Raw genomic sequence first — 25,802 nt, forward strand, 5'->3', positions numbered from 1 at the left:
CCGCCTCTTATCCTTGGTGTTATCTAAGCCAATCGCGTCGTGCTCTTACTGCCTTAGCAAGTTTGTCAATTGCCTTGACAGTATCTTCCCAACCAATACATCCGTCAGTAATCGATTGCCCATAGGTAAGGTTAGGATTGCCTTCTAAGGGCTGATTACCTTCTACGAGATTGGATTCAATCATGACTCCCATGATTTTACGGCTTCCTTTTTCTAACTGTCCGCAGATGTTTTCAATAACATCCAATTGCTTTTTGTATTTTTTCTCGCTGTTTGAATGGCTGGCGTCGATCATGACGGCTGCCGGCATACCGGCTTCTTCAAGTTTTTTGCAGCACTCATCCACGCTCGCTTCACCGTAATTCGGGGCTTTGCCGCCGCGCAAAATCACGTGTGCATCTTCGTTTCCGCCGGTGACGACGATAGCAGAGTGACCGCCTTTGGTAACCGATAAGAACACGTGTTCATGTTCGGCGGCTTTGACGGCATCAATGGCAATTTTTACGTTGCCGTCCGTCCCGTTCTTGAATCCTACAGGACAAGACAGGCCGCTGGCTAATTCACGGTGGACTTGGCTTTCAGTAGTTCTGGCGCCGATAGCTCCCCAGGAGATGAGGTCAGCGATGTATTGCGGCGTGATCATATCGAGATACTCGGTACCGGCAGGAATTCCAAGTTCATTGATATTGAGGAGAAGTTCGCGGGCGATTCTCAGTCCCTGGTTAATTCTAAAACTGTGATCCAAACCGGGATCATTGATTAAGCCTTTCCAACCGAGGCTGGTGCGAGGTTTTTCGAAGTACACACGCATGATGATTTCGAGATCATTGGCGTATTTCTTTTTGAGTTCTATCAGCCTTTCTGCATATTCAAGAGCAGCCTTAGGATCGTGAATGGAGCAGGGGCCGACGATTAAAAGAAGACGATCATCTTCTCCATAAATAATCTTGTGGGCATTCAGACGTACGTGATGAACGGTTTCAGATGCAAGTTGTTCACAAGGGAACTCGCGGATTAAATGGGAAGGCGGAGTTAATTCTCTAATTTCTTTGATTCGAAGGTCATCGGTTGCGTAGCTCATTGATTGCCTCATGTTTTATAAAATTGAAATCCAAAAAAATTAAACCGCCGGTTTTTTGCCGGCGGTTGTGAATTTTGTGCTTATGGAGGTTGCAGTCTATTCTCCCGCCGAGGCCGGAAAATAAAAGAAATAAAAATTGAAAGAAGCTGCAAACATTATTTATCTCACCATAACGTGTAAGAGTAATTTATCTCAAAATAACTACGAATTTCAAAAAACACAGAACTATTTGAAGTTGAGTCAGGACTTTAAGGAAAGTCCTAATAGGACTGAGTACATCCGAATAACTACCTATAGTTCAAATGTTCACCAAAAAATTGAAGATTCATAATGGTATTGAATCATTTTTAGTCAATTTCCGTGCAGAAAAAGGCATAATTCGACTTACAACTGAGTTTTAGGAAGTTTAATCTTGAAGCATCTATTTCAATTCATGACTCCAATGGTTTGGATGACCAAACTATTGGTTGGCGCCTATCCTCAGTGGGTAGGATGCGCACCTGAAAGAAAGCAGAGGATTTACTTTGCTAATCACACCAGTCATTTGGATACTATTGTTATTTGGTCCGCTCTTCCTAAAGAACTTAGAACCAAGACAAGACCGGTAGCCGCAAAAGATTACTGGCAGTCCGGCATCCGCAAAAGAATTGCGGTCGACGAACTGAATGTGGTTTTGGTCGATAGAAAAAGGACGGAAAATTCCGATCCGATGGATCCAATGAGGCAAGCGCTGCGCGAGGGTAGTTCTCTGATTATTTTCCCCGAAGGAACCCGTACGCCTCAAGCTCTCCCCGGACCTTTTAAGAGCGGCTTATGGAGACTCATGACAGAATTTCCGGAAGTTGAGTTGATTCCGATTTATCTCGAGAACCTCCATCGTTCGATGCCGAAAGGTGCACTTCTTCCGGTTCCGACAATGTGTTCCGTGCGTTTCGGGGCACCGCTTCCGCATTCGCCTGACGAAGGAAAAGAAGAATTTTTAGAAAAGGCCAGAGCCTCCATCATCAAACTCGCAAGGGAGCTATAAAAGATGAATGAAATGAGATGGGGTTTTTCAACGAGTGAAGCCTATTTCACGATTTTAGCTGTTTTAGTGGTTTTGACAGCGATTGGTACTTTTATCGGTCAGTGGCTCTCTTCCAAGTCCACGACGGATTTAGCCATTAACAGAAACCGAATTATCAACTCTCGCATTCGTGCCGCTTGGGGATTGATTTTTGTTTTTGCCGTTGCCGTCTATCTCGGCCAAGGCGCTCTGGTCTTTATTTTTGCCATTGCCTCTTTCTTTTCCTTGCGCGAGTTTATCGCCCTGACACCAACACGGCGGCACGATCATTCGATTCTTATCCTAGCGTTCTATGTTGCCATTCCGGTTCAGTATATCTTGGTCTGGCTGAACTACTACAACCTCTTTACGCTCTTTATTCCGGTTTATCTATTCTTAGCTCTGCCGGTAGTGATGGTATTGAGTAAAGATACAGATCGATTCTTAGAGCGCGTAGCCAAAGTTCAATGGGGCATCATGCTCTGTATTTTCTGCGTCAGCCATGCTCCTGCTATCGCTTCAATTGACTTACAGCGCTATCACTCGAGCGGATTGTTTGTTCTTCTTTACTTTTTAATGGTTTTATATTTTGCTGATCTGTTCCAGATTCTGGCTTCAGCAATTTTCGGAGGAAGACCGAGTTTTAGTAATCCAAATAAGACTTACAAAGGCATTATTCTCGGCAGTATCGGTGCATTAGCGATTGGGTCTGCTCTTTTCTGGATGACTCCTTTCAGAGCTTGGCAAGCCCCTCTGATGTCTTTACTGATTATCGTGTCGGGTACCTTGGGAGGCTTGGTGATGTCCTCCGTTAAGCGTTCACTTGGCGCAAAGCGTTTGGATAACACAATGCTCCTTACCAGAGGAACTTTGGACAGACTTGAAATGCTGTTCTTTGCAGCCCCTGTTTATTACCATGCACTTTTACTATTCTTCAATTAATTAGTTGTATTTTTAGAAAAAACTCTTCGCCCGAGAAATCTCGAAGAGTTTTTTTCTGCCTGAATTGATTAAAAGATCGAGGGGCACGACCGTTAGCACATTTATAGTGGTTTTCATGATACGGAGGAAACATGCTTGGGCTAACAAGACTTGGAATTCAGGCTTTTTTAGCTGCTATGGGGATCCAACTGGTTTCGTCTTTGATGGGTACCGCAGTGGCAAGTATTGCACCGGAGATTGCAAAGTCTCTTAATGCAAACAGCACCTTTGCCGGCTTATATATCGGCTTTTTGTATGTAGGTGCGTGCATTTCGTCGTTAACCGGAGGAAACTTCATCCGGCGCTACGGCCCCGCCCATATTTGTATGATTGCATTGGCAGTTGCCATTATTTCCCTGCTTCTGTGTATGGTTCCATGGGAAGTCTGCGTCATCTTTTCCGCTTTTGTTTTAGGTCTGGCTAAAGGTCCTTTAATGCCGGCCATCAACACCATGCTGAGCCGTCAGTTGGAAAAAGGTCAGTACAACACCGTCTTTTCCATCAAGCAATGCGCAGGTCCGGTAGGGATGGCTTTATCGGGCTTAGTAATTCCATTTTTAACCGTTCGGTACGGTTGGAGAGTTGGGCTGTCTTTTGTCGCTGCATTGTGCGCCGTAACCGTTATTTGGAGCATAGCGATTCGCAAGAGTCAGGATGCCAACTATCAGTTCAAAGATGAGCCGATAACTCTATCTCATTTAGCCGATAGTATGAAGTTAGTTCTCAAGACTCCTTTGCTTCTGCGTTTATCCGTACTCAGCATCATCTACAAAGGCTTGCAGATGTCGGTTTTAGCCTACATGGTGGTGTTTCTGTCAGATATGAAGTTCTCATTGGTTTTCGGAGGTATTGCTTTAGCCGTGAGCAACTTCGGTGCTATTGTGGGAAGACTGTTCTGGGGGCAAGCCGCCAACAAGCTTCATTCCTCCCGGAAAGCTCTGGCCTATTGCGGCATTTTGATGGGAGCACTCACTATTCTTTTGAGCTTTGTTACTTCCGGCTGGGCTGAGTGGCTTGTATTAGCCATTTCCTTCATACTGGGAATTAATTCCTTAGGATGGAGCGGCGTATTTTTTGCACAAGTTGCCAAAGCAGCTCCGGAAGGAAAAGTTGCTGAGGCTACAGGCGGCGTGGATTTCTTCTCCTTTGTAGGTGCTATTTTCGTTCCGATGGCTTTCGGTTTTTTAGGGCATCATTTAGGAGAGTTCCAAACCGGCTTCTGGATTGTGTCCGCTGTCACGATTGTCGCAGCACTTTACCAGCTTTTTGTTCCGGATATCGATCCGAGCACTCAGACAAAGAAGGCTTAAGTTATATATGTGAAAAACGGCCGAGCAAATCGCTCGGCAAAAATTTCTTGTGAACTGGGGACTGGTCTTTTGGGCCGACTATTCAGGTAAGACTTGAGAATATTTAGTTAGCAGGATCCTTCCTACGAAGAATAAGAAATCAAAAGAGGAGAAATGTTTTAGATAATCAACTCACCGAGGAAGTAGGGAAAAAAGATCGGAAGAGGCAGTGAAGTTAATACGTCTGAATAAAATGGGACCTCGGGAATCTCATCTTCCCGAGGCGTAACTTTTTGAAATTTGTTTGTTATCTAAAAAAATGTTGCAGCATTATTTTATTTCAAGGAATTGATAGCATTTTCAGCTGCAATTCTCCCAGATGTAAGTGCGAACGAAGAAGTTGCTCCTTCGACCTTAAGGTCATCAGTACTATCAAATAGGCCGCCCATGTCGGCACCGACTACATAAAGATTCGGAATGGTGTCTCCCTGTGCATTTTTTGCTTGGAAATTTTTATTGATTTGGACACCGCCTAAAGTTAAGAAGTAAGTTCTGATGCCTTTAAGTGCATAATACGGTCCCTTGTTCAAATCAAAAGCTTCCAAGTGAGCCGGATTCCTTCCAAACTCAGGGTCTTTTTTCTGAGCTGCATACTCATTAAGTTGAACCATCGTCTTTTTCAGGTTTTCTGCCGGAACGCCAATTTGTAAAGCTAAATCCTCAAGGGTATTGGCTTTGAATGCCCAGCCATGTTTCATACCTTCTTCAAAAGTTTTCGGCAATTCAGTGAGTTTTGTGCCAACAGGAACGATTGCATTAAAAGGAATGACAGCACCATCATTAACCAAACGATCAAATTTCTTTTGGTCGAGAATGGAGTACATCAAGCCTCCTGCTTGGGTCATGGCGGCATATACATCCGTGAACAAAGAACCCCGGGATTCGTTATAGAATCTCTCTCCGTCTCTATTGACCCAGAGCCAAGGCTGAGCTAAGGCGCAACGGCCATGTTTTAGATAGGTGTCACCATTGAATTGGTTAATCAGAGGTTCATGCGGAAGATAAGGGGCATTGCCAACAACGTTTTCCATATCCGCAGTAGATGCTCCTACTCTTATCGCCATGTTAATTCCATCTCCAGTGCGTCCGTCCCCAATTGCACTTCTCAAACGGATCGGCTCAGAGACAGAGAGATCGGAAGAGTCTGTGACATACTTTTCAATCATGCCTTTATTTGCAGCGAAGCCACCCGTAGCAAGAATAACTTTCTTTGCGTTAACAATGACTTTTTCACCTGTTTTGCTATTGGTAGCTTCAACTCCAACAACTTGACCATCTTTGGTGATCAATTTTTGAGCTGGAGTATTCATCAAAATTTGGCCTCCTTTGTTCTTAACCTGAGTACTTAACTTAGCTACCACAGCTGAGGCTCCTCCTTTGAAGAGATGCCAGCAGTTATAGGACTCTCCTTGAGGCCAAAGAGTTCTGATTCCTCGGATTTCTACACCTTTATCTACGACCCAATCGATGGTCTCTCCAGAGCGGCTTATGAGCTGCCGAATAACTGCTGGATTTGTGCGGTAGTGATTGAAGTCTAGAAAACGATCAATATTCTTTTGGATGTCCCAAGTAATACCATGTTCTTTTTGATATTTTGTTCCTAAACCGAGGGATCCCTCAGGGAAGTTGCCCGCGCCCCCTAAAATTGCTGTTTTTTCTAAGACTACTGGTTGTTTCCCAAGTTCAACTGCACGGGCTGCAGCTGAAATTCCACTTAAACCACCTCCGACAATAACTAGGTCGGTATTGATAATTTGAGTAGCAAATGTGTTTGCAGAGAATAATAATGAGAAGGAAGCTGCGACTAAGGACAGTTTGAGTTCGTGCATTTTTAACTCCTTTTAGTTTGAGTATGAGGTTTGTTCTCGATTGCTAGGAGTCATTTTTAATTATCGAAGGTAACGCTTTTGAATAACAGATATTCAAAACTTTTTATTTCTTCGATCCATTATTAGCGACATGAAAGGAAAAAAATAAACCTATTAGAAGAAGGTTTTTCAATCAGAGTGTGATTCATATATACCGACGTTCTTATTACCCAGGTGTTAATAGCTCCCGAGGAGACTACTTAAACTCCTTACCCTTCGTTTGCTTTAGACCCCTGAAATACAGAAGGAACATGTTCGTTTCTTGTGATGGGTAATGCTTGGGGGCGCCGAATCAACAGAAAGCCCTGTACCGGGCCCCAAACCGTATGAGTTACAAAGTTGACAGTTTGAAGTCTAGAAGCTCTAAAGAAAGCAAAGGAGAAATAGATGTTTAGCCGAGAAGTTCAAAGAAGAGTGGTTGTATTTTTTTTAGGCCTGATGATTGCGGCATTAGGAGTAGGCTTTATTGTTAAAAGTGAACTGGGAGTGTCCGAAATTTTGTGTCTGTCCCAATTTCATAATGTAGTTTGTTTTCCCGGGAAGGCAGTTCGCTTGTGGAACGTAGTGGAACAAGCGAACTGCCTTCCCGAGGGCTTCGCCCATCCCATCCATTTTATCCTTGTTTGAAGCGATCTCCAAACATCACAACGAACTGGAGCATTGCCTGACGCCATCTAAATACTGATTTGTTCCAGTCTTTGGTGGCATTCTTTATTGCTAAAAATACCAGTTTGTAAACTGAATCATCCCTCGGGAACATTGTTCTGGTTTTGATTACCTTCCTAATCGAACGATTCAACGCTTCAATACTGTTGGTTGTATAGATCAGCTTTCTAATTTCCGGAGGAAAGTTAAACAAGGGAATAACTTGTTCCCATTGATTCAGCCACATCCCCTTGATGACACTGTAGCGTTTACCAAGCGTAGATTCGGCAAAATCTTCAAGTCTGTTTCTTGCCTCCTCCGCATCAGCTGCCCCATATATTCCCTTGAGTTGACTCAGCACTCCTTTCAAGTCCTTATAGGAGACAAAAGCCGTTGAATTTCTCAGCAAATGCACAATACAAGTCTGATGTATCGTCTTTGGGTATACGGTTTCTATGGCCTTTGTCATTCCTTTAAGACCATCTGTTACTGCTATCAAAATGTCATTGCAGCCGCGAGCTTTGATTTCATTGAATACGCTTGTCCAGTATGCGGCCCCTTCATTGTCTGACAGCCACATCCCGAGAACTTCACGGGAGCCGTCGGCTCTAACGGCCAAGGCAAGATACAGGGCTTTGGGCGTAATGGTATTGCCGTTTTTTACTTTTACTCTCAGAGCATCAAAAAAGACCACCGGATAAAAGTCTTGCAGAGGCCGACTCCTCCATGCACGCACGTCCTCTAACACCTCGTCGGTCACTCTGCTTATGAATTCTGCACTTACTCCAACTCCGTAAATTTCCTTCATATGGGCAGAGATCTCACGATTGCTCATACCCCTTGCGTACATGCTGATGATTTTGTCATCCAACCCTTTTAAGTGTCTTTCGTATTTGGGAACGGAGATCGGTTCAAAACTGCTTAGTCTGTCTCGAGGAACTTCTATACGAACTTGGGCATTGTCGGTGATGACCGTCTTACTGCTTGTCCCATTTCTCTTATTGACCGGCTCAGGTTCATCCTTTGCTTCTTTTGAGACAGGAACAATTTCTCCGTTTTTGAGATGAAAATCCATTTCGCTTTCCAGGCATCTTTCAAGAAACCGTTTCATTACCTCTTGAACCATGCCGGTTACTTCTTCTGAGCTCCAGCCGATTTTGCCAGTGTTAGCTAAGGTTTGATCAATGTACTTCGTTAAAAAAGCGTCGGCCTCACTGAGAGGTTGCTTTACCCTTCTTGCCATCTTTGATTCTCCAATCCCTTGCTTAGAAGTTTAACTACTCTCCAAACAAAGGAAAATTGTTAAATCGGACAAGACACAAAATTGCTTACATACTCAGTGAACTAGGAATTAGTCCTGTCATGTCTGTTCCTTATGTAATTTCTCTTTATATTCCTTTTACCTTTGGCAGCTGTGTGGCCGCTGAGCAAATAATCTTGTTGGTACTTCAAAAGATAATTTTGAAATCTGATTTTGAAATGAGGGCATTGCTGCAATTACCAACGGCAATCCTTTTTGGTGTGTTTTGCGATGTTGCTTTGTCTCTCTACTCTTCGATTTCTTTCTCAGAGTATTACCAACGTTTTTTTTCTCTTTGTCTGGGGATTTGCATTTTGGCGGTGGGATTAAGTTTCCAATTTATTGCCAATATATCTGTCGCAGCACCTGACGGCTTTATGTTGGCATTAGCACACCGTTTTAAATCTTCATATTCCAGGGTAAAAGTATCAGTTGATTGGCTATTTGTTGCTGTGAGTGTGGGCATTTCTTTTATGTTTTTTAAAGAGCTTCATGGAGTTCGTGAAGGAACTCTAATTAGTGCCTTGAGCGTTGGAACAGCAGTAGGGATTGCCAGACCATGGGTACACAAATATTTAACTCGATGGATGGCAGCATATTCCTCTGGGGAAGGAGAACTGCGAGAAACAAACGAAGGCTAGCCAGAATTATCCAGTTTTTATGAAATAGGCTTGGTATAAGATGTTGGTGAAAATGCTCAGTTCTGATTTGATTCCGCGGAGGCATAATGAAGAAAAGCTTGATGGAAAAGGAATCTATGGACATGGATCTGAATCTTCTCAAAGTCTTCTGCGAGATATACAACACTAAGAGTTTGACTAAGGCGGGAAAAATTCTCGGGATGTCACAACCGACAATTAGCCGAAAGCTTCAAGGTTTGCGAGAGCTTTTCAAGGATCCTTTATTCGTGTCAAAAGAACATCAGCTAGAACCAACGGCAAAGGCACTCGGCATTTTTCCTGAGGTTAAACAAGCGGTCGAAGGATGCTACTTACTCTTTTCCAGGTCAAATGAACCAGCCTTTAAAAAAGTGATAATTGCTTGCTCCGATGACTTTGAATACTTTGTTGGACCTGCAATCGTGGGATCTTTCTCAGAAAAAATGCCAGAGGTTCAAGTGATTTTTCATCAAACAAATACGCTTGGAGCGGAAAGAAAATTATTACAAAGAGAAGCTGATTTTTGTCTCACAGGGGGTGGAACACATAGTAATCTGGTCGCAAGAGAGGGGTTTGGATTTCATGCTGATGTTTGTTTGTACTGCAAAGAAGAAGGAAGGAAAGAGTCGAAGCTCTCTTTACAAGAATATCTTTTAAGGCCTCACATAAGTGTGCACTATGGAGGCGGGGAGGGAGTTTCTGATGAAATTATTCGTAGAAAAGAAAAGAATCGACGGCTGGTGGCCATGACTTCTCATTATTCTGGCTTAGAACGTTATATTCTGGGCACAAAATACGTGGCTTTAGTTCCTCTCTTTTTCGCTCGTATCCTCACACAAAAGTTTCCCGAGCTAACTTATTGTGAAATGCCATTCAAGAATGTTTTAGATCCGGTTGAGCTCTCTTACCGGAAAGACCTTCTTAGGAATCGTTTTTTTAAAGATTGCCGTCAGATCTTGGTTGATACTTTGTCCAAGATAGATTGGAATTAATCATTCTAAATTGGACAAGATGCATACATTATTGTTTCATTTAATCAACCGAATTATGACAAAAGGGAGTTAGGACCGAGAAGGGAGTGCAGAACAGTCTTTCAGAGATTATTTTGAACCAATCCTAAGTCAGGCATTATAAAAAAAGCCGAGCAAATCGCTCGGCCCAACCTCTGGTCAACTATGCAAGAGTCTCAAGGAGTCTTGAAATTGAATCTTTGATCGTCTTTGTTCTTATGGCATTCTCTGCAGTAGACGACGCTATCAGAATGTTCTTTGTGACACAAAGTGCATCTGAGCTGTCCGGCATGTGAATCATGAGGATTCGGATTCATCTTTGCTGTCTTAGCTGCGACAGCTTCGTAATCGTGGCACTTCATGCAGCTTTTAGATTTAGCGGCTGAAACCGGAGCGGCTGTGTTGTGGCAAGCTTCGCAATTAACATTTCTTGCTTGATGCTTGAATTGTGAAGGAGCAGCCAATACAGCGGAGCTCATGCAAAAAAGGCCAGCTATGAGAAAAGGCAGATATTTCATGGGGATTCTCATTACCGGCCCTTTCCGAGCCGGTTCCTATTATTGATTAAGGTTACTTACCTTCTTTGATGGCTTGGATGGCGTTGGCTGCACCTACGCGACCGCTGGTCATTGCGAAGGAAGAAGCAGAACCTTCGCACTTCAAGTCATAAGAAGAGTCATACAGACCGCCGAAATCCTGGCCGACTACGTAAAGGTTAGCAATCACGTCGCCTTGCGGGTTAGTAGCTTCGAACTTCGGAGTAACGGTGACGCCGCCGAGGGTCAAGAAGAAAGCACGGATACCTTTCAGAGCGTAGTAAGGACCTTTTTCCATGTTGAAGGTTGCTAAATGTTCAGGCAGACGTCCGAATTCCGGGTCTTTACCTGCCTTAGCGTATTGGTTAACTTTTTCCATTGTGGCGCGGAGATTCTGCGGAGGAACGCCGATCTTTGTTGCCAAATCTTCAATGGTGTCGCCCTTGAAGGCCCAGCCTCTTTGCTGACCGATTTCATAAGTCTTTGGAAGAGCTTTCAGAGGAACGCCAGCCAAAACGATAGCGTTGAACGGAAGGAGGGCTCCCTTGTTGACTAATTGGTCGTATTTTTCTTGGTCGATAATGTTGTACATCACGCCGCCAGCCGTTGTCATGGCGTTATATACGTCTACGAATACAGAGCCGCGGGATTCATTGAAGAAGCGGTTACCGTGCTGGTCGACCCAAAGCCATGGCTGAGCAAGTGCGCAGCGACCTTGTTTGAGTTCGTCAGCACCCATGAACTGGTTAATCGGAGGAAGGTCAGGAAGGTACGGAGCGTTACCGGCAATGGCGTGCATGCCTTTTACACCTGCACCAACCATCTGAGCCATCTGGATACCGTCGCCTGTACGGCCGTCGCCATTCTTACCGTCGGTAACCGGGCCTCTGTACCATACCGGTTCAAACATACCGAGAGCGGAAGAATCGTTAACGTACTTAGCCAACATTTCTTTGTTGGATTCGAAGCCGCCTGTTGCGAGGATAACTTTCTTAGCCTTGACGATAACTTTATCGCCTTCGGCGTCAACAGCTTCAACGCCCACTACTTTGCCGTTTTCAACAAGAAGTTTCTTAACAGGAGTTTCTGTCAGGATTGTGCCGCCTTTTGCTCTGACTTCCTTAGCGAAGCGCTGAACGATTCCTGCTGCGCCGCCTTTGAATAAGTGCCATGTCATCAAAGATTCTTCAGGAGAGTACATGGTACGGATACCGCGCATTTCAGCGCCTTTGTCCATGACCCAGTCAATTGTTTTACCGGATTCTTCGATCAAAACGCGGAGGACATGCGGGTCAGCTCTGTAGTGGTGGAATTGCAAAGCGGCTGTTAAAACTTGGTCAACAGTTGTCTTGATGCCGTGTTCTTTTTGATAGCGAGTGCCGACACCTAAAGAACCTTCAGGGAAGTTACCTGCGCCGCCAAGAGCCGGTTCTTTTTCAAGAACGATTGGTTTGACGCCTACGTCAACGGCATGCTGAGCAGCTGCTAAACCAGCGAGACCGCCACCGACGATAACCAGGTCAGTTTCTAAATATTGTGTAGCGAAAGCAGGAAGTGAAAATGTAGTTGCAAAAGCGGAAGCAATAGCAACAGAAACGAAATGTCTTCTTAACATAGTTAACTCCTTGGAATGATTGGGTTTTTTCCTAACCTCTGAGTGACATTGTAAAAATAACAGGTGGTAAAATGAGTATGTAAATATTGCAAAGATATCTATGTAAATAATGCAATCAAGTCCTTTTTAACCTCAAAAGGCGATTTTTATGGGCGTGAAAAACTTAGAACAACTGACGCTTGGCGATCTTCAATTTTTAATGGCCCTTGAGCGGGCAGGCGGCATAACAAAGGCCGGAGAGACAATGAATCTTTCTCCTTCAACGGCATCGCGTACGCTTAAGAGGATCCGAGAAATTTTAGGAGATTCATGTTTCCTCAATGTCAAAGACGGATTAGTGGCAACGGAATACTTTTTCAAAATCAAGCCCGTTATTCAAGATATATTAGAAAGGATGCAAGGTCTTAATCCGGAAGGGTTCTCGCCGGAGAAATGTCGAAGATGTTTTCGAATTAGCTCCATGATGGCCGAGGTTTCAAGAATTATCGGAGGAATTGTTCCGACTTTTCTGCAACAGGCACCATTCGCAAGTATTCATCTAGCTCACCATGACAATGAGTTCGAACAAGTTCTGTCAGGAAATGTGGATTTTGCTATTTTGACCCGGGTTGGCCTTCCGCCGGATATTCATTATTTGGATTTGTACCCAATTGAGCGAGTCGTCCTTTTTCGGAAAGGGCACCCTTTATCAAAACTCGGCCGTCCATTAAAGACATACGACCTTCAGATGTATGACCGCGCCAGTATTTCTACGGGGCGCCATAATCATTGGGCCGGTCCGGATCAAAGTATATTTCCCTTCGAAAAATTTAGAGAAAGAACGCGACTAACCACGACTCGATTTAATGTCGTTTGGGAGGCTCTTGAGAAGACCGATTTAATTTCCATCTGCGGATATAGAGCAGCAGAAATTGCGGTCAAGGCCAATGATCTGGAGTTCTTACCATTGCCGTCGGAAATTGCGGAACCCAATATTTGGAATTCTTTAATTTGGGGTGAGAGGGCGCATCAGGACGAAGGCTGTATTTGGCTGCGGAAGATTTTTGCGGAATGGGGGCAGGCGGATACGAAAAGGGTACAGAAATTGGTTAATTCTCAAGGCTATCGGCATTAAGAAAGCTTGGTCTTTTACGACAAGAATTAAGTGAATGAGAAAGATACTCAGGATTCTCTCTCATTGACTTAGGCGTCCTGAGTACCTAGCATATTTTCAGCCAAATAGAAAAGATAGAAGGTCCCGGATCGCCGTCCCAAACACATTGTCTTGTTCCTTTCGTGATAACTGTTCTTGTTTTGATAGGGAAATTGGGGCAGCAAGGAAAGATTTTGCTTGATATGCGGAGCAATGTAATCGCATAGCTCCTTAATAACAGTGAATTTGGAAGCCTCACCAAAAATCTTTCTAGTCGGCAAACAAATTTCACATGGCAATACAAGGGGGAGCTCCGTGCTGGACGCGCATACACAAAAAAGACTTGTCGTGTTTTTATTAGGACTTTCTATTGCAGCTTTTGGCGTGGGACTCATTGTCAAAAGTGAATTGGGCGTCAGCCCGGTCATGTCGGTACCTTACGTAGTTTCTCTTTATTTACCGTTTACTTTTGGGACCTGTGTTGCCGCAGAGCAAATTATTTTGTTGGCTTTACAGAAAGTAATTTTGAAGTCGGATTTTAAGTTGAAAGCTTTATGGCAATTCCCGACGGCCGTATTCTTTGGCGTGCTTTGTGATGCGGCGCTCTTCTGCTATTCATCTTTTTCTTTGACGGCATATTACGAACGTATTTTGGCGCTTTGCCTAGGGATTTGTATTTTGGCCATTGGGTTGTGTTTTCAATTTACGGCAAATGTTTCGGTGACAGCGCCCGATGGCTTTATGCTTGCTCTGGCTCAACGTTTTAGGTCTACTTATGCAAAGGTAAAGGTTTCAGCTGACTGGCTGTTTGTTGCCGTTAGTGTCGGACTATCTTTCTATTTCTTTGCGGAATTACAAGGCGTGCGCGAAGGAACCTTAATCAGTGCACTTGGTGTTGGAACAGCTGTAGGCCTAGTAAAACCGACAGTGCAGACTTTCTTGAGAGAAAGACTTCTAGCTTCTACAAGTTCAGTTAGAAATGAATAGGTACGATTTTGAGAATTTAAATTAAGGGCTTTTCTACAAGGATGCTTGCCTTTCAGAAACTTCAATCTCAACTAAGTCCTCTAAGTCATTTTGCGTTATATATCCAAGAGTTGTTTTGTGGCGGGAGAGGTTGATAAGATCCAAGCTGCGCCCTCTCTCAGTTATAAGAGAAATCAAGAACAAACCTAAAAAGATCTAACAGGTCTCTTTTCAATATGCGGTCCATAACAGACATTCAGAAATCTTTAGAAAGAAGTTTACTAACCTCGTTTATTGACGCTAATGTATCCGACTCAGATCCTCATTTGCGTGCAGATTTGCTTTGTAACTCAGTTGGAGAGAAAGGTGAATACATAAAAGTATTGCCAGAGCTATTGGACGAGCTAAAAGACTGTGATTCTTTTGATATGAGTGTAGCCTTTATAACTCAAGGTGGTTTGAGCCTGTTAAAAAAAACGTTAACGGAAGATGTATACGGGGAGAGTCCCGGGAAGAAAGTAAAAGGAAGGTTATTGACTACCGACTACAATCTTTTTACGGATCCGCGTGCACTTCGAGACATTGAAAAAAACTTTCCAGAGCTTCAAATAAAACTTTATCGTTGCGAAAATTCTGCAGGCTTTCATACCAAAGGCTTTATGTTCACTCGCGGAGATGAATGTCGTTTCATTATTGGGAGCTCAAATCTTACCCAGAACGCATTAACCACAAATTTTGAGTGGAATGTCAGGCTCGTATCTCATAAAACTGGTCAGCTTCCCAGAAAAATTAAAACGGAATTCGAGTATCTATGGGAGCATCCGAATAGTTTTCCTCTAGACCAAGTGATAGATGCTTATGAAATAGAGTGGGGAGCGGCAGAGAGGGCTAGAAAACAAAAGAAGAGGACGGAACTCCCCGAAACTCCTGTGGACGGGGTTCGAATTGAACCAAACTCCATGCAAAAAGTTTTTATTAAGAATGTTACTGACCTTTATTTGTCGGGCCAAACTAAGGCATTGTTGATTTCAGCTACCGGGACTGGAAAAACTTATGCTGCAGCTTTAGCTGTTAGGCACTTAATGAACTTGAACACTAAAAATGAGAAGGCCAGCCCGAAAGTACGGAAAGCTCCTAAAAAAATACTGTTCATAGTTCACCGAGAGCAGATTGCAATTCAAGCAAAGAAAAGTTTCGAGCGAGTAATTGGAACAAAGAATCTATCGTATGGGTTGGTCTCAGGTCATTCCTTTGAAATAGACAAAGATTTAGTTTTCGGAACTATGCAGACCCTATCCAAAGCCGAAGTGTTGAAGGAAATTAATCCGAAGAATTTCGATTTAGTTGTTATCGATGAGGTTCATCGAGCAGGCGCTGATAGTTATTCCAAAATAATGGCTCATTTACAGCCAGATTTCTGGCTTGGAATGACTGCAAGCCCTGACAGGCCGGACGGAAAGGATATCTATAAGATTTTCGATAATAACATTGCTTATGAAATCCGACTGCAAGGTGCCTTGGAGGAAGATCTGTTGGTTCCTTTCCGATATTACGGCATTGCAGATTTAGAAATTGACTCGCTGAAGCTCGATAAATTGAAAGATTTTAGTTGTGTTGAATTTGACCAGAGAGTGGATCACGTTATTAAACAAGCCGAAGTTTATGGACATGCAGGAGATCGGGTTAAAGGACTTGTTTTTTGCAGGACTATTGAGGAATGTGCTGCTTTTTCTGAGAAATTTAATAAGAAAGGGTTCAAGACGGTAGCTCTCTCTGGAAAAGATTTAATGGAGAAAAGACTGGAAAGCGTCGAAAAACTATCCCATGGAGAAGGAGAGGGGAGACTAGATTATATTTTTTCTGTAGATATCTTTAATGAAGGTATTGATGTCCCAGAAATCAATCAAGTTATTTTTTTGAGACCAACAGAAAGTCCTATTATTTTCGTTCAACAGTTGGGCAGGGGCCTTAGAAAAGCCGAGGATAAGGAGTTTTTAGTGGTTCTCGATTTTATTGCTAACTATCAAAACAATTACTTAATCCCTGTAGCCCTCTCCGGAGACAATTCTTATGATAAAGATGTCATGCGAAAAGTAGTAGGGCTAGGAACTCGAACCATACCCGGAGCCTCAACGATAGAATTTCAGGCAGTAGTAAAGCAACGCATATTAGATTCAATTGACACTGCAAGAACCAACGATGCTGCTTTGCTGAAAGAGTCGTATCGAATTCTGAAAAATAAATTGGGACGAATTCCACGACTGACCGAGTACAGAGATCACAATGGAATTGATCCCGTAAAGTTTTTTATGAATCCTAAATATCGGTCTTACTATGGGTTTTTGAAGGAAAATGAGGAGTCCTATCAAGTTCAGCTAACCCCGCGAGCTGAAAGTATGATCCGATATCTCTCATCAAAACTAGGCGCAGCCAAACGTATTGAGGAATGCATTCTATTAAGACTGGCGTTGCAAAATCCAAGCGGAGCACTCAAAGAAGATTTCGAATGTATTCTTCAAAACGAATTAAAGATCAAGCCTTCTCCTCTTCTTTTAAACAGTGTTTTCAATAACCTATCTGCTAATTTTTTCAGAAATGAAATAGAAAAGAAAGGAGCCGGAGACGTTGTTTTTGTAACGCGCACAGAGTCGGGTGATTTCCGAGCATCGAATCAACTAAAGGAAGAACTAGAAAATAACGGACTTGGGTTTAGAGACTGTTTGGAGGATTTATTAGACTTCATGACTCAACGTTACGAGGACAGGTTTAGTAAAAGATACAAGGACACCTCCTTATGTTTGTACGAGAAATATTCTTATGAAGATGTGTGCCGTCTACTGAACTGGCCTAAGAATCCTCCGGCTCAAAATATTGGAGGGTATAAGTACGATGAGACAACCAAGACCTTGCCTGTTTTTGTCAACTATCACAAGGCTGAGGACGCCATTGCTTATGAAGACAGATTCGAGTCGGAGAAGAACCTTATTGCCCTTTCAAAGACAAAACGCTCAGTTGATTCAGATGACGCAAAACGGATTTATAAACAATCTCCTGAAAATGAAGAGAATAAGATCTATTTGTTTGTTAGAAAAAACAAAAATGACAGCGAAGCAAAAAGTTTTTATTTCTTGGGGGAGATGAAGGCGGAGGGAGTGCCTGAACCAGTAAAGGTCCCAAGTGGAGCAGATCCTTCTAAGATGGAAAACGCCTTTGAAATTCAGTATGTTTTAGATACACCAGTTCGTAACGATATATACGATTATTTATGCGGGGAATAGAGTGAAAACAATAGAAGTAGTGGCAGCCATTATCCACAAAGATCATAAAATTTTGGCGACACAACGTGGGTATGGAGACTTTAAAGACGGCTGGGAGTTCCCCGGCGGAAAAATGGAAAAGGGTGAGTCTCCGGAAGCCGCTATCGTTAGAGAAATTCGTGAGGAGCTGGAAGTTGAGATTGAGCCAGAAAAACTTATTACAACAGTTGAGTACGACTATCCGAATTTTCATTTAACAATGCACTGCTTCCTTTCTAGGATTGTTTCAGGAGAAATCGTTCTCACTGAACACGAAGCGGCAAAATGGCTGGACAAAAGAGAGTTGGACACAGTCGATTGGTTGCCCGCAGACGTAGAGGTTGTGACGGAACTGAAAAAGGTATTTGGAGTTTGAAATAGACGTTTTAGGGGAGGTAGCGGCCCCTCTTTGATTTTCTCATCATTGCCTAGAGGTTGCCGTCGCTATGCAGAAAGAATGGCAAACTGAGCATGATGAAATGTGCTTTAACAAGCCGAAACTTTGAATAAAAAATTAAAGTTTCTACAATGCCCTTATGGCCGCTAAAAGTAAAAAGACCGAGTATCTGTTTTCTTTAATAAGAGATGGTTCGGAATTAACAATATGGAATCAGATTGATCTGGTTTGGCGGTTAAGTTTGCCTGCTATTTTTGCGCAGATCTTTTTCGTGATGGTCCAATACATTGATGCTGCAATGGTTGGTCATCTGGGTGCAAATCCTGCCGCATCCATCGGTCTGGTATCTTCCTCTCTGTGGCTCATATGGGGCTTAATTACATCGGTCACAGTAGGCTTTTCCGTTCAAGTTGCTCAGCGCATCGGAGCCAAACAAGATGAAGAAGCGCGTTCTGTTCTGAGGCAAGGCCTGGTCGTCGGTTTTCTCGTCAGTATCCTTATTGCTCTTATTGGTTTAGTGGTATCTCCATATTTGCCCAATTGGCTTGGAGGCCCCCCGGAGCTTTACGAAGATGCGAGAGTATATTTTCTGATTTTTTGTCTTGGAACACCTGCCGCTCTTTTGGGCTTTATGGCCTCCAGCATGTTGCGCAGTACGGGCAATGTCAAACTTCCGAGCATTATTAATATCGGAATGTGCTTTTTGGATGCCTTCTTCAACTTGCTTCTTATTTTCCCCACATCGGATTACAACATTCTTGGTTTCAAACTAACTGTGCCCGGAGCAAATCTGGGAGTTGCCGGAGCGGCGCTGGGAACTATCTTGGCAGAATTGGTAAGTGCTGGCTTGATGTTGTGGTTCTTGCTTGTCAAGTCCGAAAAACTCTCTTTGATTGGACGGAAAGGCTCTTTTATTCCTGAAATCTTTTGCATGAGAAGAACCTTCAGAATCGGTTCGCCAATCGCCCTTGAAAGAATAGCCATGAGCGGTGCCCAGATTGTCACTACCATGATTGTGGCGCCGTTAGGTCCTATTGCCTTAGCGGCTCACTCTTTCGCGATCATCTCTGAAAGTCTGTGCTATATGCCTGGTTTTGGTGTCGCAGATGCTGCTTCAACTATTGTTGGTCAAAGCATCGGTGCAAAACGACCGGCAATAGCAAGAAGATTCGCCAAAATCAATGTTCTCATGGTGATGGTAATGATGTCAGCGATGGGTATCCTGATGTACATCACGGCACCGTGGATGATCGGCTTCATGACACCCGATGAATCGATTATCAGTTTAGGAACAACTGTTCTACGAATAGAGGCTTTTGCCGAACCGATGTTTGCGGCCGCTATTGTTTGCTGCAGTATTTTTGTCAGTGCCGGGTACACATTGTTTCCAAGTTTGGCAAACTTAGGCAGCATGTGGTTTATTCGTATTCCGCTGGCCTATTTATTGGCCTCTGAGTTTGGTTTGATTGGCGTTTGGGTTGCTATGGCCACTGAACTGTGCTTTAGAGGAGCATTCTTCTTGATTGCCTTGTCAAGGTTTGACTTTTCCAAGCGCCGTGCAATCGAGGATTAGAATTTTTGAAGCGAAGAAAGAAATCAAGCCGCATTAAGCGGCTCGATTTGAATTTAATTGGTACCGCCGACCGTGAGCCCGTCAATGCGAAGGGTTGGCATGCCGACACCGACCGGAACGCTTTGGCCGTCTTTGCCGCATATGCCTACGCCGCCGTCAAGACAAGAGTCGTTTCCGATAAGTTTGATCTTTAACAGAGCTTCGTGACCGTTGCCGATTAATGTGGCGCCTTTCACAGGCTGTGTTATTTTGCCCTTTTCAATCAGCCAAGCTTCACTCATCGAAAAAGCAAACTTTCCGCTGGTGATATCTACTTGGCCTCCGCCGAAATTCTTGGCATAAATGCCGTAATCCACGGAAGAAATAATTTCTTCTGGCTCTTTATCTCCGCTGAGCATGTAGGTGTTGGTCATGCGGGGAATGGGAAGAGTTGCGAAGCTCTCACGGCGGCAGTTGCCTGTCGTTTTCTGCCCCATTAGCGAGGCATTGAGCTCGTCTTGCATATAACCTTTTAGAATGCCGTTCTCAATCAAAACGGTGCATTGAGTGGGATTACCTTCATCGTCAATTGTTAAAGAACCTCTTCTGTCTTTAACGGTTCCGTTGTCGACAATAGTAACGCCCTCGGCAGCTACTTTCTGGCCAATCTTGTCGGCAAAAACGCTGGTACCTTTGCGGTTGAAGTCTCCCTCTAGTCCGTGACCTACGGCCTCGTGGAGGAGGACTCCCGGCCAACCGGGGCCGAGAACGACGGGAAACACGCCTGCGGGAACAGGAATGGCTTCCAAGTTTCGAAGAGCGGAAGAAACGGCTTCTTCTGCATAGGAGGCAAGTTTTTCGTCTGTGAAGTAATCAAGCGAGAAGCGCCCGCCGCCTCCTGCATTGCCTCTTTCAGTCTTCCCGTCTTTCTGGACGACAACGCTCAGATTAGCTCTGACAAGCGGACGAATGTCGCCGGCAAGTGCGCCGTCGCGTTTCGCAATCAAAATCACTTCATAAACGGATGAAATAGTGCACATCACTTGAATGATGTGAGGGCTAAGCTTTCTAGCAAGCTTGTCGAGCTTTTTAATGATTTCAATCTTGTCTTTCGTTTCTTTGAGCTCAATCGGATTAACCGGCTGATAAAGAGCTTCAGGAATTCTCCTTTTTTCTAATTTGACAACGGTTTTATCATCAGAAAAGTTTCCGATAGCACGAACGGTTCTGACGGCTTCGATTAACGCATCTTTAGAGATTTCATCGGAATAGGCGAGCGCGCTTTTTTCTCCGCTGACGGCACGAACGCCGACACCCATGTCTGTATTAAATGAACCGTTTTTGATAATGCCTTCTTCTAAAACATAACCTTCGGAAACGGTTCGTTGAAAATAAAAGTCGGCGAAATCAATATGTTTTCCCGAGAGTTCGGCAAAAGCGGACTCTAAATCTTCAATAGTGACTCCATGAGGAGTAAGTAAAACAGAAATTGCAGTTTCAGTATTCTTGTTAGTCATAAAAGACGCGGTTATTTAATGCAGGTAAGTTGTTTCTTACTTGTGCGATAAATCTCGGATCAAGCTCGGTGATGAAAACACCGTTATCGTCTTGCCCCATCTCTCCTAAAATTTTACCCCAGCAGTCGACTGCCATTGAGTGGCCCCAGAAACTTCTTCCGTCCGGATTAGATCCGGCTTGTGCCGGTGCACAGACATAGCAGAGGTTTTCGATGGCGCGGGCTCTGACTAAAGTCTCCCAGTGTGCTCGGCCCGTAGTTTCAGTAAAGGCCGAAGGAATGACGATGAGATCGGGACTGCCTAAATGGCGGAAAAGACCCGGAAAGCGTAAGTCATAGCAAATAGCCAGACCGATTTTGATGTCTGTTCCGTTGTCTAAAGGAAGAATGAAGCTTTTGGCTTCGTGACCCGGTGTGTAAAGGGAGCCTTCATCGTATCGTTCTTCTTCCGTGTGGTAGGAAAATAAGTGAATCTTGTCGTAGCGGCAAGCGACGGCCCCATACGGGTCATAAACCAAACAAGTGTTGGTGACGTGATCTTTTTTGTCGGAGAACAAAGCAATTGAGCCGGCAATAATCCAGAGTCCGAGATTCTTTGCCAAAGAGGAAATGCGGGCTTGGATAGGCCCCTCGCCGTAGTTCTCAGCAAAAACTAATACGTCCTGCCGTCCTCTGGGCATCAATGCAAAAGTTTCCGGCAGACAGACCAAGTTGCAGCCTTCCATGGCTGCTTTTCGAATAAAACTTTCAGCCTCTTCCAGATTCTTGCTTAAGTCAATTCCGGAAGTCATTTGGCAGGTGGCAATTTTCAGCATCTTCAGAAAATCTCTCAACTAGAATGGATCGTGTTTTTCCAATTTCTTAACAACCGGATCAGACCACGTGCCGGTCACAGAATACTCAAAAGAAAAAAGCTTACTCAAAGGATCTTTGAAAATCAACTGAGCCAAGAAACTGCCGATGCCTGCAATTGGATTTGCAATTGCTAAGGCAATGGAAGCTCCGGTTGCATTGATATCCGGCAAAACCAGAATATGCAGATTTTCTGTTTCATTGCGGACATTAATGTCGCCTTTCATTACAACCGTCGCACCGCTTCCGACCATGGTCAAGTCGTTTAAACGCATCAGGCCGTTATTCATATTGGTGGAACCAATAATCGAGTCGAAGTTAAAGCCCTTAGAGTAGAAATCTCTAAAATCCAGTCTTAAGTAACGAGTTAAGGATTGCAGCGACAGCAGAGTAAGCAGTTTAGCAGCGCCGGGTTCAATCTTCAGGATTTCTCCTCTCTTTAAATCGATATTAAGCTTGCCGTCGAAGGTGTTCGCGTTGTAGCCGATTGGAGAGCCTTCCCAAGACAGCTCGCCTTTGATCGAACCGTTTCCGCGGCGGATTACTCTGCCTACTCCCAGGCGTTCCAGAAGCTGTCCTAAATTGCTGATCTTGGTATCTAACAGCAGCGTTGTTGTGTTCTGACCGTTAAATCCTTTCAGCCAGCTTCCGGATGAGTACAAAGTGGCATCGTTATTGATGACGTTGAGTTTTTGAATTTGCCACAAATGTCCTTGGCGGGAGATAGTGTTTCTGGCTTTTATCTCAATTTTTCCTAGGTTTTTATTTCCGTAAGCGAATTGCTGGACAACGGCATTAATTGCAGGCCAGCCTCCGGCCACTTCAACCGGTTTGGTTTCCTCTGCAAAGTCGCCGGCAGAAGCAGGAATATAAAGCTTAGAGAGATAAGCTTGAAGTTCAGCTTCTTTTCCGTTACGGGCTTTATGCCAATCTAAATCGCCGGACAGTTCCTTCGATTCAAGATGAGCTTGCCATCCGGTAGCGGTTTGGTTACCTACCAAATGGAAATTCTCTTGATTAAAGTTGTCGATAAGAAGCTTGCCTACATTTAAGCGAATAGAGTTAAGAGTCGGAATGGTGACTACATTAGCCTGTTCTCCCTTCTTCTCGTCTTTCTTATCTTGCTTGGATAAAGAAGAAAGAACTTCGGACCATTGCGCAACGGAAACCTCAGGCGCACTAAAGTCAATCGTGAGACCTTCTTTAGGCAGAGCCGGAGCCTTGCTGTTTGAGATGACGGCGGCTGCTAAAGCATCATTCTTCAAAAGAATCTTTGTGTCTAGAAGCGTCCCTAGGGTTAGGGCAATGTTAGAGGTGTCCTTTGAAGTAGTTAGGTCAAAAGCAAGCGGCTCTTTTTTATTGGCCGGTTTATTGAACGGCGCGGGCAGTTTTACGGCTAAACCGTTCAGAGAGCTGTCAACATGGATGTTGACCTTATTGGATGTAATTTCTCCTTTCAGCGCAAAAGGAGCAAGTCCGCTCAGATATTTTGTTGATAACGCAGCTAAGGACTCAACAGGAATAACTTGCTTTAATGCTTGCGCCGGAATGATGCCGGAAGCATTTACTTCGAAGACACCTTTGTCATTGGTGTTCAGACCAACGGTAACCGTTTCTCCCCACGTCTTTGCAATGAGGTCTTGAGCACTGGCACCTTTTTCTGAGAAGAAAACCTTACCTGAGACATCCGTCAGATCGGGAATTTGGTATTGATTAAAGTTAATGGCCGCGCCGTTTACTCCGAATGAGCCGTTGACACGAACATCGCCGGGGCCGCTGAGGGGGACGGTAAGTTCAAGCGTTAAAGCACCGTCGCCCGTTGCTTTGGCTTTTCCGAATATATCTGCCGTATAACCTTTGATCGGAGAGGTGTTGACATAGTTAAGATAAGAGGGCAGAGGGCCGTTTGCCGATGCATCAACAGTTAAAAGAACGGTTTCGGCTTCGTAAGACGGAATCTCTACGATAGCTTTATTTAACTTAACTTTTTGATAGGTTCCTTCCGTAACATCCGCTCTCAAGCCGTCACCGTGGAAGAATATCGTTCCGTCCACACCCGTGACGGTAGGCCAAATGGCTCCGGGCACATTCTTGGCAGACGGCTTGTCAAATTTAATAGGATAAAAGTCGATGACGCCGTCTTTGAAGTTGCCGGTGACCGCGAATTTATGGAGAGTGGAATCTTTATATGGAAATTCGTGGAGAGGGCCGGTGAACTCCAAGACGGCATTGGTAATATTTCCGCCGAGAAGACCGTAACGCAGCCATTCAACCGTTTCTTTTCCGGCAATAAGAGGAACATAACGCCAAACCGAGGCAACGGAGCCTCGACTTAACGTGCCGTTAGCATTAAGAAAGCCGTACTCGCCTTTTGTTGAATCGTAATCTCCGCTCCCTTGGAAAGCTAAGTCCTTATTTTCTAAAGCTAGGTTGTCAATCTTGAATTGGATTTTGTCATTGATGTCCCAACTGCCTTTAGCGGCCAGCTCATCAAAGTGGAAGCTGGCGACGGCAAAGAGCCCGGGCAGCGCAATATCCGTATTGGTGCTGTTCAGAGTCAGGTGACCTGTGCCGTTTTCAGCTTGTATCGAACCGGAAAGATTTTTAATACCCGGAATCCAAAGAGACTCCTTATCCTTCGGGGCAACATAGCTTAGGCTGGATAAATTCTCAAAGTTAACATTTGCCTTGTACTTGGAGGGCATTGCGGAATCACCGCTCCAATCGACAACCACGTTTTTCAACTTTCCAGCTAGCTTTCTGTCAATAATAAATTTTTTAAATTCTTCCGGAATAGGCAAAGATGGAAACGCTGCAGCAAAGCCTTGGATGTCCAATCTGTCAGCTGTAATCTGTCCGCCGGTGATTGTATTCTCTGCATTAGTTGTTAGAGCTAGAGAAGCTGTGAACGACGGAGCCTTTACTCCCGAAGCCATTTCGAATTCCACACGGTCTGTTGAAACCTTGTAGTAATGGTCTTTTATTTCTCCGGAGAGCTTGCCTTTGAAGAAGTTCAAAGTTAAAGGAGGAAGTTTCTTGTCAAAGACGAGATTAACATCGGAGAGTGCACCGATGAAGGTAGCTGAAGAAGGCTTCCATTTGTCTAAGGCGAGCCAAAGGTCTCCGCTGCCTATGCCTTTGTAGGAGATATTGAAATCAGGCGCCCACTTGGCTAATTCTCCGAAGTTGATTTCAGAAACAGAAAGGAAAAGCTGTTCATTCCAGTCTGCAACGCCTTGGCTTACCAGAGAAGGAAGTTCAAATTCCGCTTTAAGTGTTACAGGAGATGCAATCTCTTTGGGAGGAATGAACTTGAGAGCAGCCTTTTTAGTCAGGAGCGAATTATCCATGACAAATGTGATGTCCTCTATCTTCAGACTTTGCTCTTTTGTCTTATCCGTGTAATTGATGTGTCCGGAGTTGATGGAAATAGCTCCTTGCTGAAAAAGAGGATCTAGCTCATCTAAGTCAAAAGAGGAGGAATTTCCGGAGGATTTAATTCCGTCTAACTCGATGGTTTTGCCAAGGATATTAAATTGCAGATTGCCGGTCCTTTCAATTGAGATTTCCGGTTCGGTAATGGAAATCGTTCTAAAAATCGGACTCAGCTTGGCAATTGAAAGATAAGAAGGTACTAAAACAGCTTGCTTAATTTTGAGAGGAGAGATTTCTCCCAGCTGGATATTCTCTAAAGTGATAATTGGTGTAATGAAATCCCAGCCGCCTTTGAGGCTGCCGATAGAAAACGGCATTCCTATAAGTTCCGTGACTTTTTCTTCAATTAAAGGTTTGGATTTTTCCAAATAAGGGATGGCATAAAGCCGAAAAGCAAGAAGGGCTCCGAGGGCTAAGAAGTAAAGAATTACTATCGTCCAACCGAAGAAAGACAAAAGGGTTCTGAAAAATCCTTTTCTTTCTGAATTAGTTAGATCCTGTGATACCGGATCTGAATTTTCATTTTTGCCCATGATTTGCTCGGGCTCCTTGCCTGTGGAACGTTCT

19 protein-coding genes are annotated in these 25,802 nt (G+C 44.0%); 11 read left to right on the forward strand and 8 right to left on the reverse strand.

Going from position 1 to position 25,802, the window contains the following annotated elements; all coding sequences use genetic code 11:
* Positions 1-19: 19 nt before the first annotated feature.
* Complete coding sequence (gene aroG / locus ADH67_RS09730; RefSeq protein WP_066593975.1) at positions 20-1,081, reverse strand: 3-deoxy-7-phosphoheptulonate synthase AroG; 1,062 nt, start codon at positions 1,079-1,081, stop codon at positions 20-22.
* A gap of 412 nt (positions 1,082-1,493) precedes the next feature.
* Here aroG and ADH67_RS09735 point away from each other — a divergent pair, with 412 nt between their 5' ends.
* The 3 genes from ADH67_RS09735 (at position 1,494) to ADH67_RS09745 (ending at position 4,417) form a co-directional block, all read left to right on the forward strand.
* Positions 1,494-2,108, forward strand: a complete 615-nt coding sequence (locus tag ADH67_RS09735; RefSeq protein WP_201415726.1) for a lysophospholipid acyltransferase family protein — start codon at positions 1,494-1,496, stop codon at positions 2,106-2,108.
* 3 nt (positions 2,109-2,111) lie between these two features.
* The gene (locus ADH67_RS09740; RefSeq protein WP_236578555.1) at positions 2,112-3,068 is read left to right on the forward strand and encodes a phosphatidate cytidylyltransferase; all 957 of its coding nucleotides are present in this window, start codon (positions 2,112-2,114) and stop codon (positions 3,066-3,068) included.
* A 131-nt stretch (positions 3,069-3,199) separates the two neighbouring features.
* Entirely contained in the window at positions 3,200-4,417 is a 1,218-nt protein-coding gene (locus tag ADH67_RS09745) for an MFS transporter (protein ID WP_066593971.1), read from the forward strand.
* Between the two features lie 314 nt (positions 4,418-4,731).
* Here ADH67_RS09745 and ADH67_RS09750 read toward each other — a convergent pair whose 3' ends face one another.
* On the reverse strand, positions 4,732-6,285 hold the full coding sequence (locus ADH67_RS09750; protein WP_066593970.1) for an FAD-dependent oxidoreductase: 1,554 nt from the start codon (positions 6,283-6,285) through the stop codon (positions 4,732-4,734).
* Between the two features lie 426 nt (positions 6,286-6,711).
* Here ADH67_RS09750 and ADH67_RS13840 point away from each other — a divergent pair, with 426 nt between their 5' ends.
* Positions 6,712-6,951, forward strand: a complete 240-nt coding sequence (locus tag ADH67_RS13840; protein WP_066593969.1) for a DUF6198 family protein — start codon at positions 6,712-6,714, stop codon at positions 6,949-6,951.
* Here the strand turns inward: ADH67_RS13840 and ADH67_RS09760 are convergent.
* Entirely contained in the window at positions 6,938-8,212 is a 1,275-nt protein-coding gene (locus tag ADH67_RS09760; protein WP_066593963.1) for an IS256 family transposase, read from the reverse strand. The two genes, ADH67_RS13840 and ADH67_RS09760, sit on opposite strands and share 14 nt — an antisense overlap.
* Before the next feature lie 56 nt (positions 8,213-8,268).
* Between ADH67_RS09760 and ADH67_RS09765 the strand changes: the two genes are divergently transcribed.
* Both ADH67_RS09765 and ADH67_RS09770 read left to right on the forward strand, forming a co-directional pair.
* Positions 8,269-8,910: a YczE/YyaS/YitT family protein gene (locus ADH67_RS09765; RefSeq protein ID WP_255202364.1), complete on the forward strand. Its 642-nt coding sequence runs from the start codon at positions 8,269-8,271 to the stop codon at positions 8,908-8,910.
* An 86-nt stretch (positions 8,911-8,996) separates the two neighbouring features.
* A complete protein-coding gene (locus ADH67_RS09770) occupies positions 8,997-9,920 on the forward strand; it encodes a LysR family transcriptional regulator (protein ID WP_066593961.1) in 924 nt (307 codons plus the stop codon).
* Positions 9,921-10,114: 194 nt separating this feature from the next.
* Here ADH67_RS09770 and ADH67_RS09775 read toward each other — a convergent pair whose 3' ends face one another.
* Both ADH67_RS09775 and ADH67_RS09780 read right to left on the reverse strand, forming a co-directional pair.
* A complete protein-coding gene (locus ADH67_RS09775) occupies positions 10,115-10,417 on the reverse strand; it encodes a cytochrome c3 family protein (RefSeq protein WP_236578553.1) in 303 nt (100 codons plus the stop codon).
* A gap of 91 nt (positions 10,418-10,508) precedes the next feature.
* Positions 10,509-12,089, reverse strand: a complete 1,581-nt coding sequence (locus ADH67_RS09780) for an FAD-dependent oxidoreductase (protein ID WP_066593955.1) — start codon at positions 12,087-12,089, stop codon at positions 10,509-10,511.
* 148 nt (positions 12,090-12,237) lie between these two features.
* On the opposite strand from ADH67_RS09780, the gene ADH67_RS09785 reads away from it, so the two are divergent.
* The 5 genes from ADH67_RS09785 (at position 12,238) to ADH67_RS09810 (ending at position 19,453) form a co-directional block, all read left to right on the forward strand.
* Positions 12,238-13,203, forward strand: a complete 966-nt coding sequence (locus ADH67_RS09785; RefSeq protein ID WP_084081513.1) for a LysR family transcriptional regulator — start codon at positions 12,238-12,240, stop codon at positions 13,201-13,203.
* Between the two features lie 264 nt (positions 13,204-13,467).
* On the forward strand, positions 13,468-14,208 hold the full coding sequence (locus ADH67_RS09795; RefSeq protein ID WP_143597740.1) for a YczE/YyaS/YitT family protein: 741 nt from the start codon (positions 13,468-13,470) through the stop codon (positions 14,206-14,208).
* 305 nt (positions 14,209-14,513) lie between these two features.
* Positions 14,514-17,465: a DEAD/DEAH box helicase gene (locus tag ADH67_RS09800; protein ID WP_158212639.1), complete on the forward strand. Its 2,952-nt coding sequence runs from the start codon at positions 14,514-14,516 to the stop codon at positions 17,463-17,465.
* Position 17,466: 1 nt separating this feature from the next.
* Positions 17,467-17,859 carry a (deoxy)nucleoside triphosphate pyrophosphohydrolase gene (locus tag ADH67_RS09805; protein WP_066593952.1) on the forward strand — a complete coding sequence of 131 codons (393 nt, stop codon included), beginning with the start codon at positions 17,467-17,469 and terminating at the stop codon, positions 17,857-17,859.
* Between the two features lie 262 nt (positions 17,860-18,121).
* The gene (locus ADH67_RS09810; RefSeq protein WP_236578552.1) at positions 18,122-19,453 is read left to right on the forward strand and encodes an MATE family efflux transporter; all 1,332 of its coding nucleotides are present in this window, start codon (positions 18,122-18,124) and stop codon (positions 19,451-19,453) included.
* Between the two features lie 53 nt (positions 19,454-19,506).
* Here ADH67_RS09810 and tldD read toward each other — a convergent pair whose 3' ends face one another.
* Genes tldD through ADH67_RS09825 form a run of 3 tightly spaced genes read right to left on the reverse strand, consistent with a single transcriptional unit; the run spans position 19,507 to position 25,768 of the window.
* Positions 19,507-20,949 carry a metalloprotease TldD gene (gene tldD, locus ADH67_RS09815; RefSeq protein ID WP_066593949.1) on the reverse strand — a complete coding sequence of 481 codons (1,443 nt, stop codon included), beginning with the start codon at positions 20,947-20,949 and terminating at the stop codon, positions 19,507-19,509.
* Positions 20,942-21,763 carry a carbon-nitrogen hydrolase family protein gene (locus ADH67_RS09820; RefSeq protein WP_066595876.1) on the reverse strand — a complete coding sequence of 274 codons (822 nt, stop codon included), beginning with the start codon at positions 21,761-21,763 and terminating at the stop codon, positions 20,942-20,944. The genes tldD and ADH67_RS09820 overlap by 8 nt, the downstream gene beginning before the upstream one ends.
* A gap of 18 nt (positions 21,764-21,781) precedes the next feature.
* Positions 21,782-25,768, reverse strand: coding sequence for a YhdP family protein (locus ADH67_RS09825; protein WP_066593947.1), 3,987 nt, complete (start codon positions 25,766-25,768; stop codon positions 21,782-21,784).
* Positions 25,769-25,802 lie beyond the last annotated feature (34 nt).

The sequence above is a fragment of the Turicimonas muris genome (genome assembly GCF_002221595.1).
Classification (GTDB): Bacteria; Pseudomonadota; Gammaproteobacteria; order Burkholderiales; family Burkholderiaceae_F; genus Turicimonas; species Turicimonas muris.

What these genes read in the sequence shown, in the direction of transcription:
- ADH67_RS09780 (WP_066593955.1), bottom strand. Translation starts at nt 12,089, where the DNA reads ATGTTAAGAAGACATTTCGTTTCTGTTGCTATTGCTTCCGCTTTTGCA.
- ADH67_RS09825 (WP_066593947.1), bottom strand. Translation starts at nt 25,768, where the DNA reads ATGGGCAAAAATGAAAATTCAGATCCGGTATCACAGGATCTAACTAAT.
- ADH67_RS09785 (WP_084081513.1), top strand. Translation starts at nt 12,238, where the DNA reads ATGGGCGTGAAAAACTTAGAACAACTGACGCTTGGCGATCTTCAATTT.
- ADH67_RS09820 (WP_066595876.1), bottom strand. Translation starts at nt 21,763, where the DNA reads ATGCTGAAAATTGCCACCTGCCAAATGACTTCCGGAATTGACTTAAGC.
- ADH67_RS09775 (WP_236578553.1), bottom strand. Translation starts at nt 10,417, where the DNA reads ATGAGCTCCGCTGTATTGGCTGCTCCTTCACAATTCAAGCATCAAGCA.
- tldD (WP_066593949.1), bottom strand. Translation starts at nt 20,949, where the DNA reads ATGACTAACAAGAATACTGAAACTGCAATTTCTGTTTTACTTACTCCT.
- ADH67_RS09745 (WP_066593971.1), top strand. Translation starts at nt 3,200, where the DNA reads ATGCTTGGGCTAACAAGACTTGGAATTCAGGCTTTTTTAGCTGCTATG.
- ADH67_RS09760 (WP_066593963.1), bottom strand. Translation starts at nt 8,212, where the DNA reads ATGGCAAGAAGGGTAAAGCAACCTCTCAGTGAGGCCGACGCTTTTTTA.
- aroG (WP_066593975.1), bottom strand. Translation starts at nt 1,081, where the DNA reads ATGAGCTACGCAACCGATGACCTTCGAATCAAAGAAATTAGAGAATTA.
- ADH67_RS13840 (WP_066593969.1), top strand. Translation starts at nt 6,712, where the DNA reads ATGTTTAGCCGAGAAGTTCAAAGAAGAGTGGTTGTATTTTTTTTAGGC.
- ADH67_RS09750 (WP_066593970.1), bottom strand. Translation starts at nt 6,285, where the DNA reads ATGCACGAACTCAAACTGTCCTTAGTCGCAGCTTCCTTCTCATTATTA.
- ADH67_RS09770 (WP_066593961.1), top strand. Translation starts at nt 8,997, where the DNA reads ATGAAGAAAAGCTTGATGGAAAAGGAATCTATGGACATGGATCTGAAT.
- ADH67_RS09740 (WP_236578555.1), top strand. Translation starts at nt 2,112, where the DNA reads ATGAATGAAATGAGATGGGGTTTTTCAACGAGTGAAGCCTATTTCACG.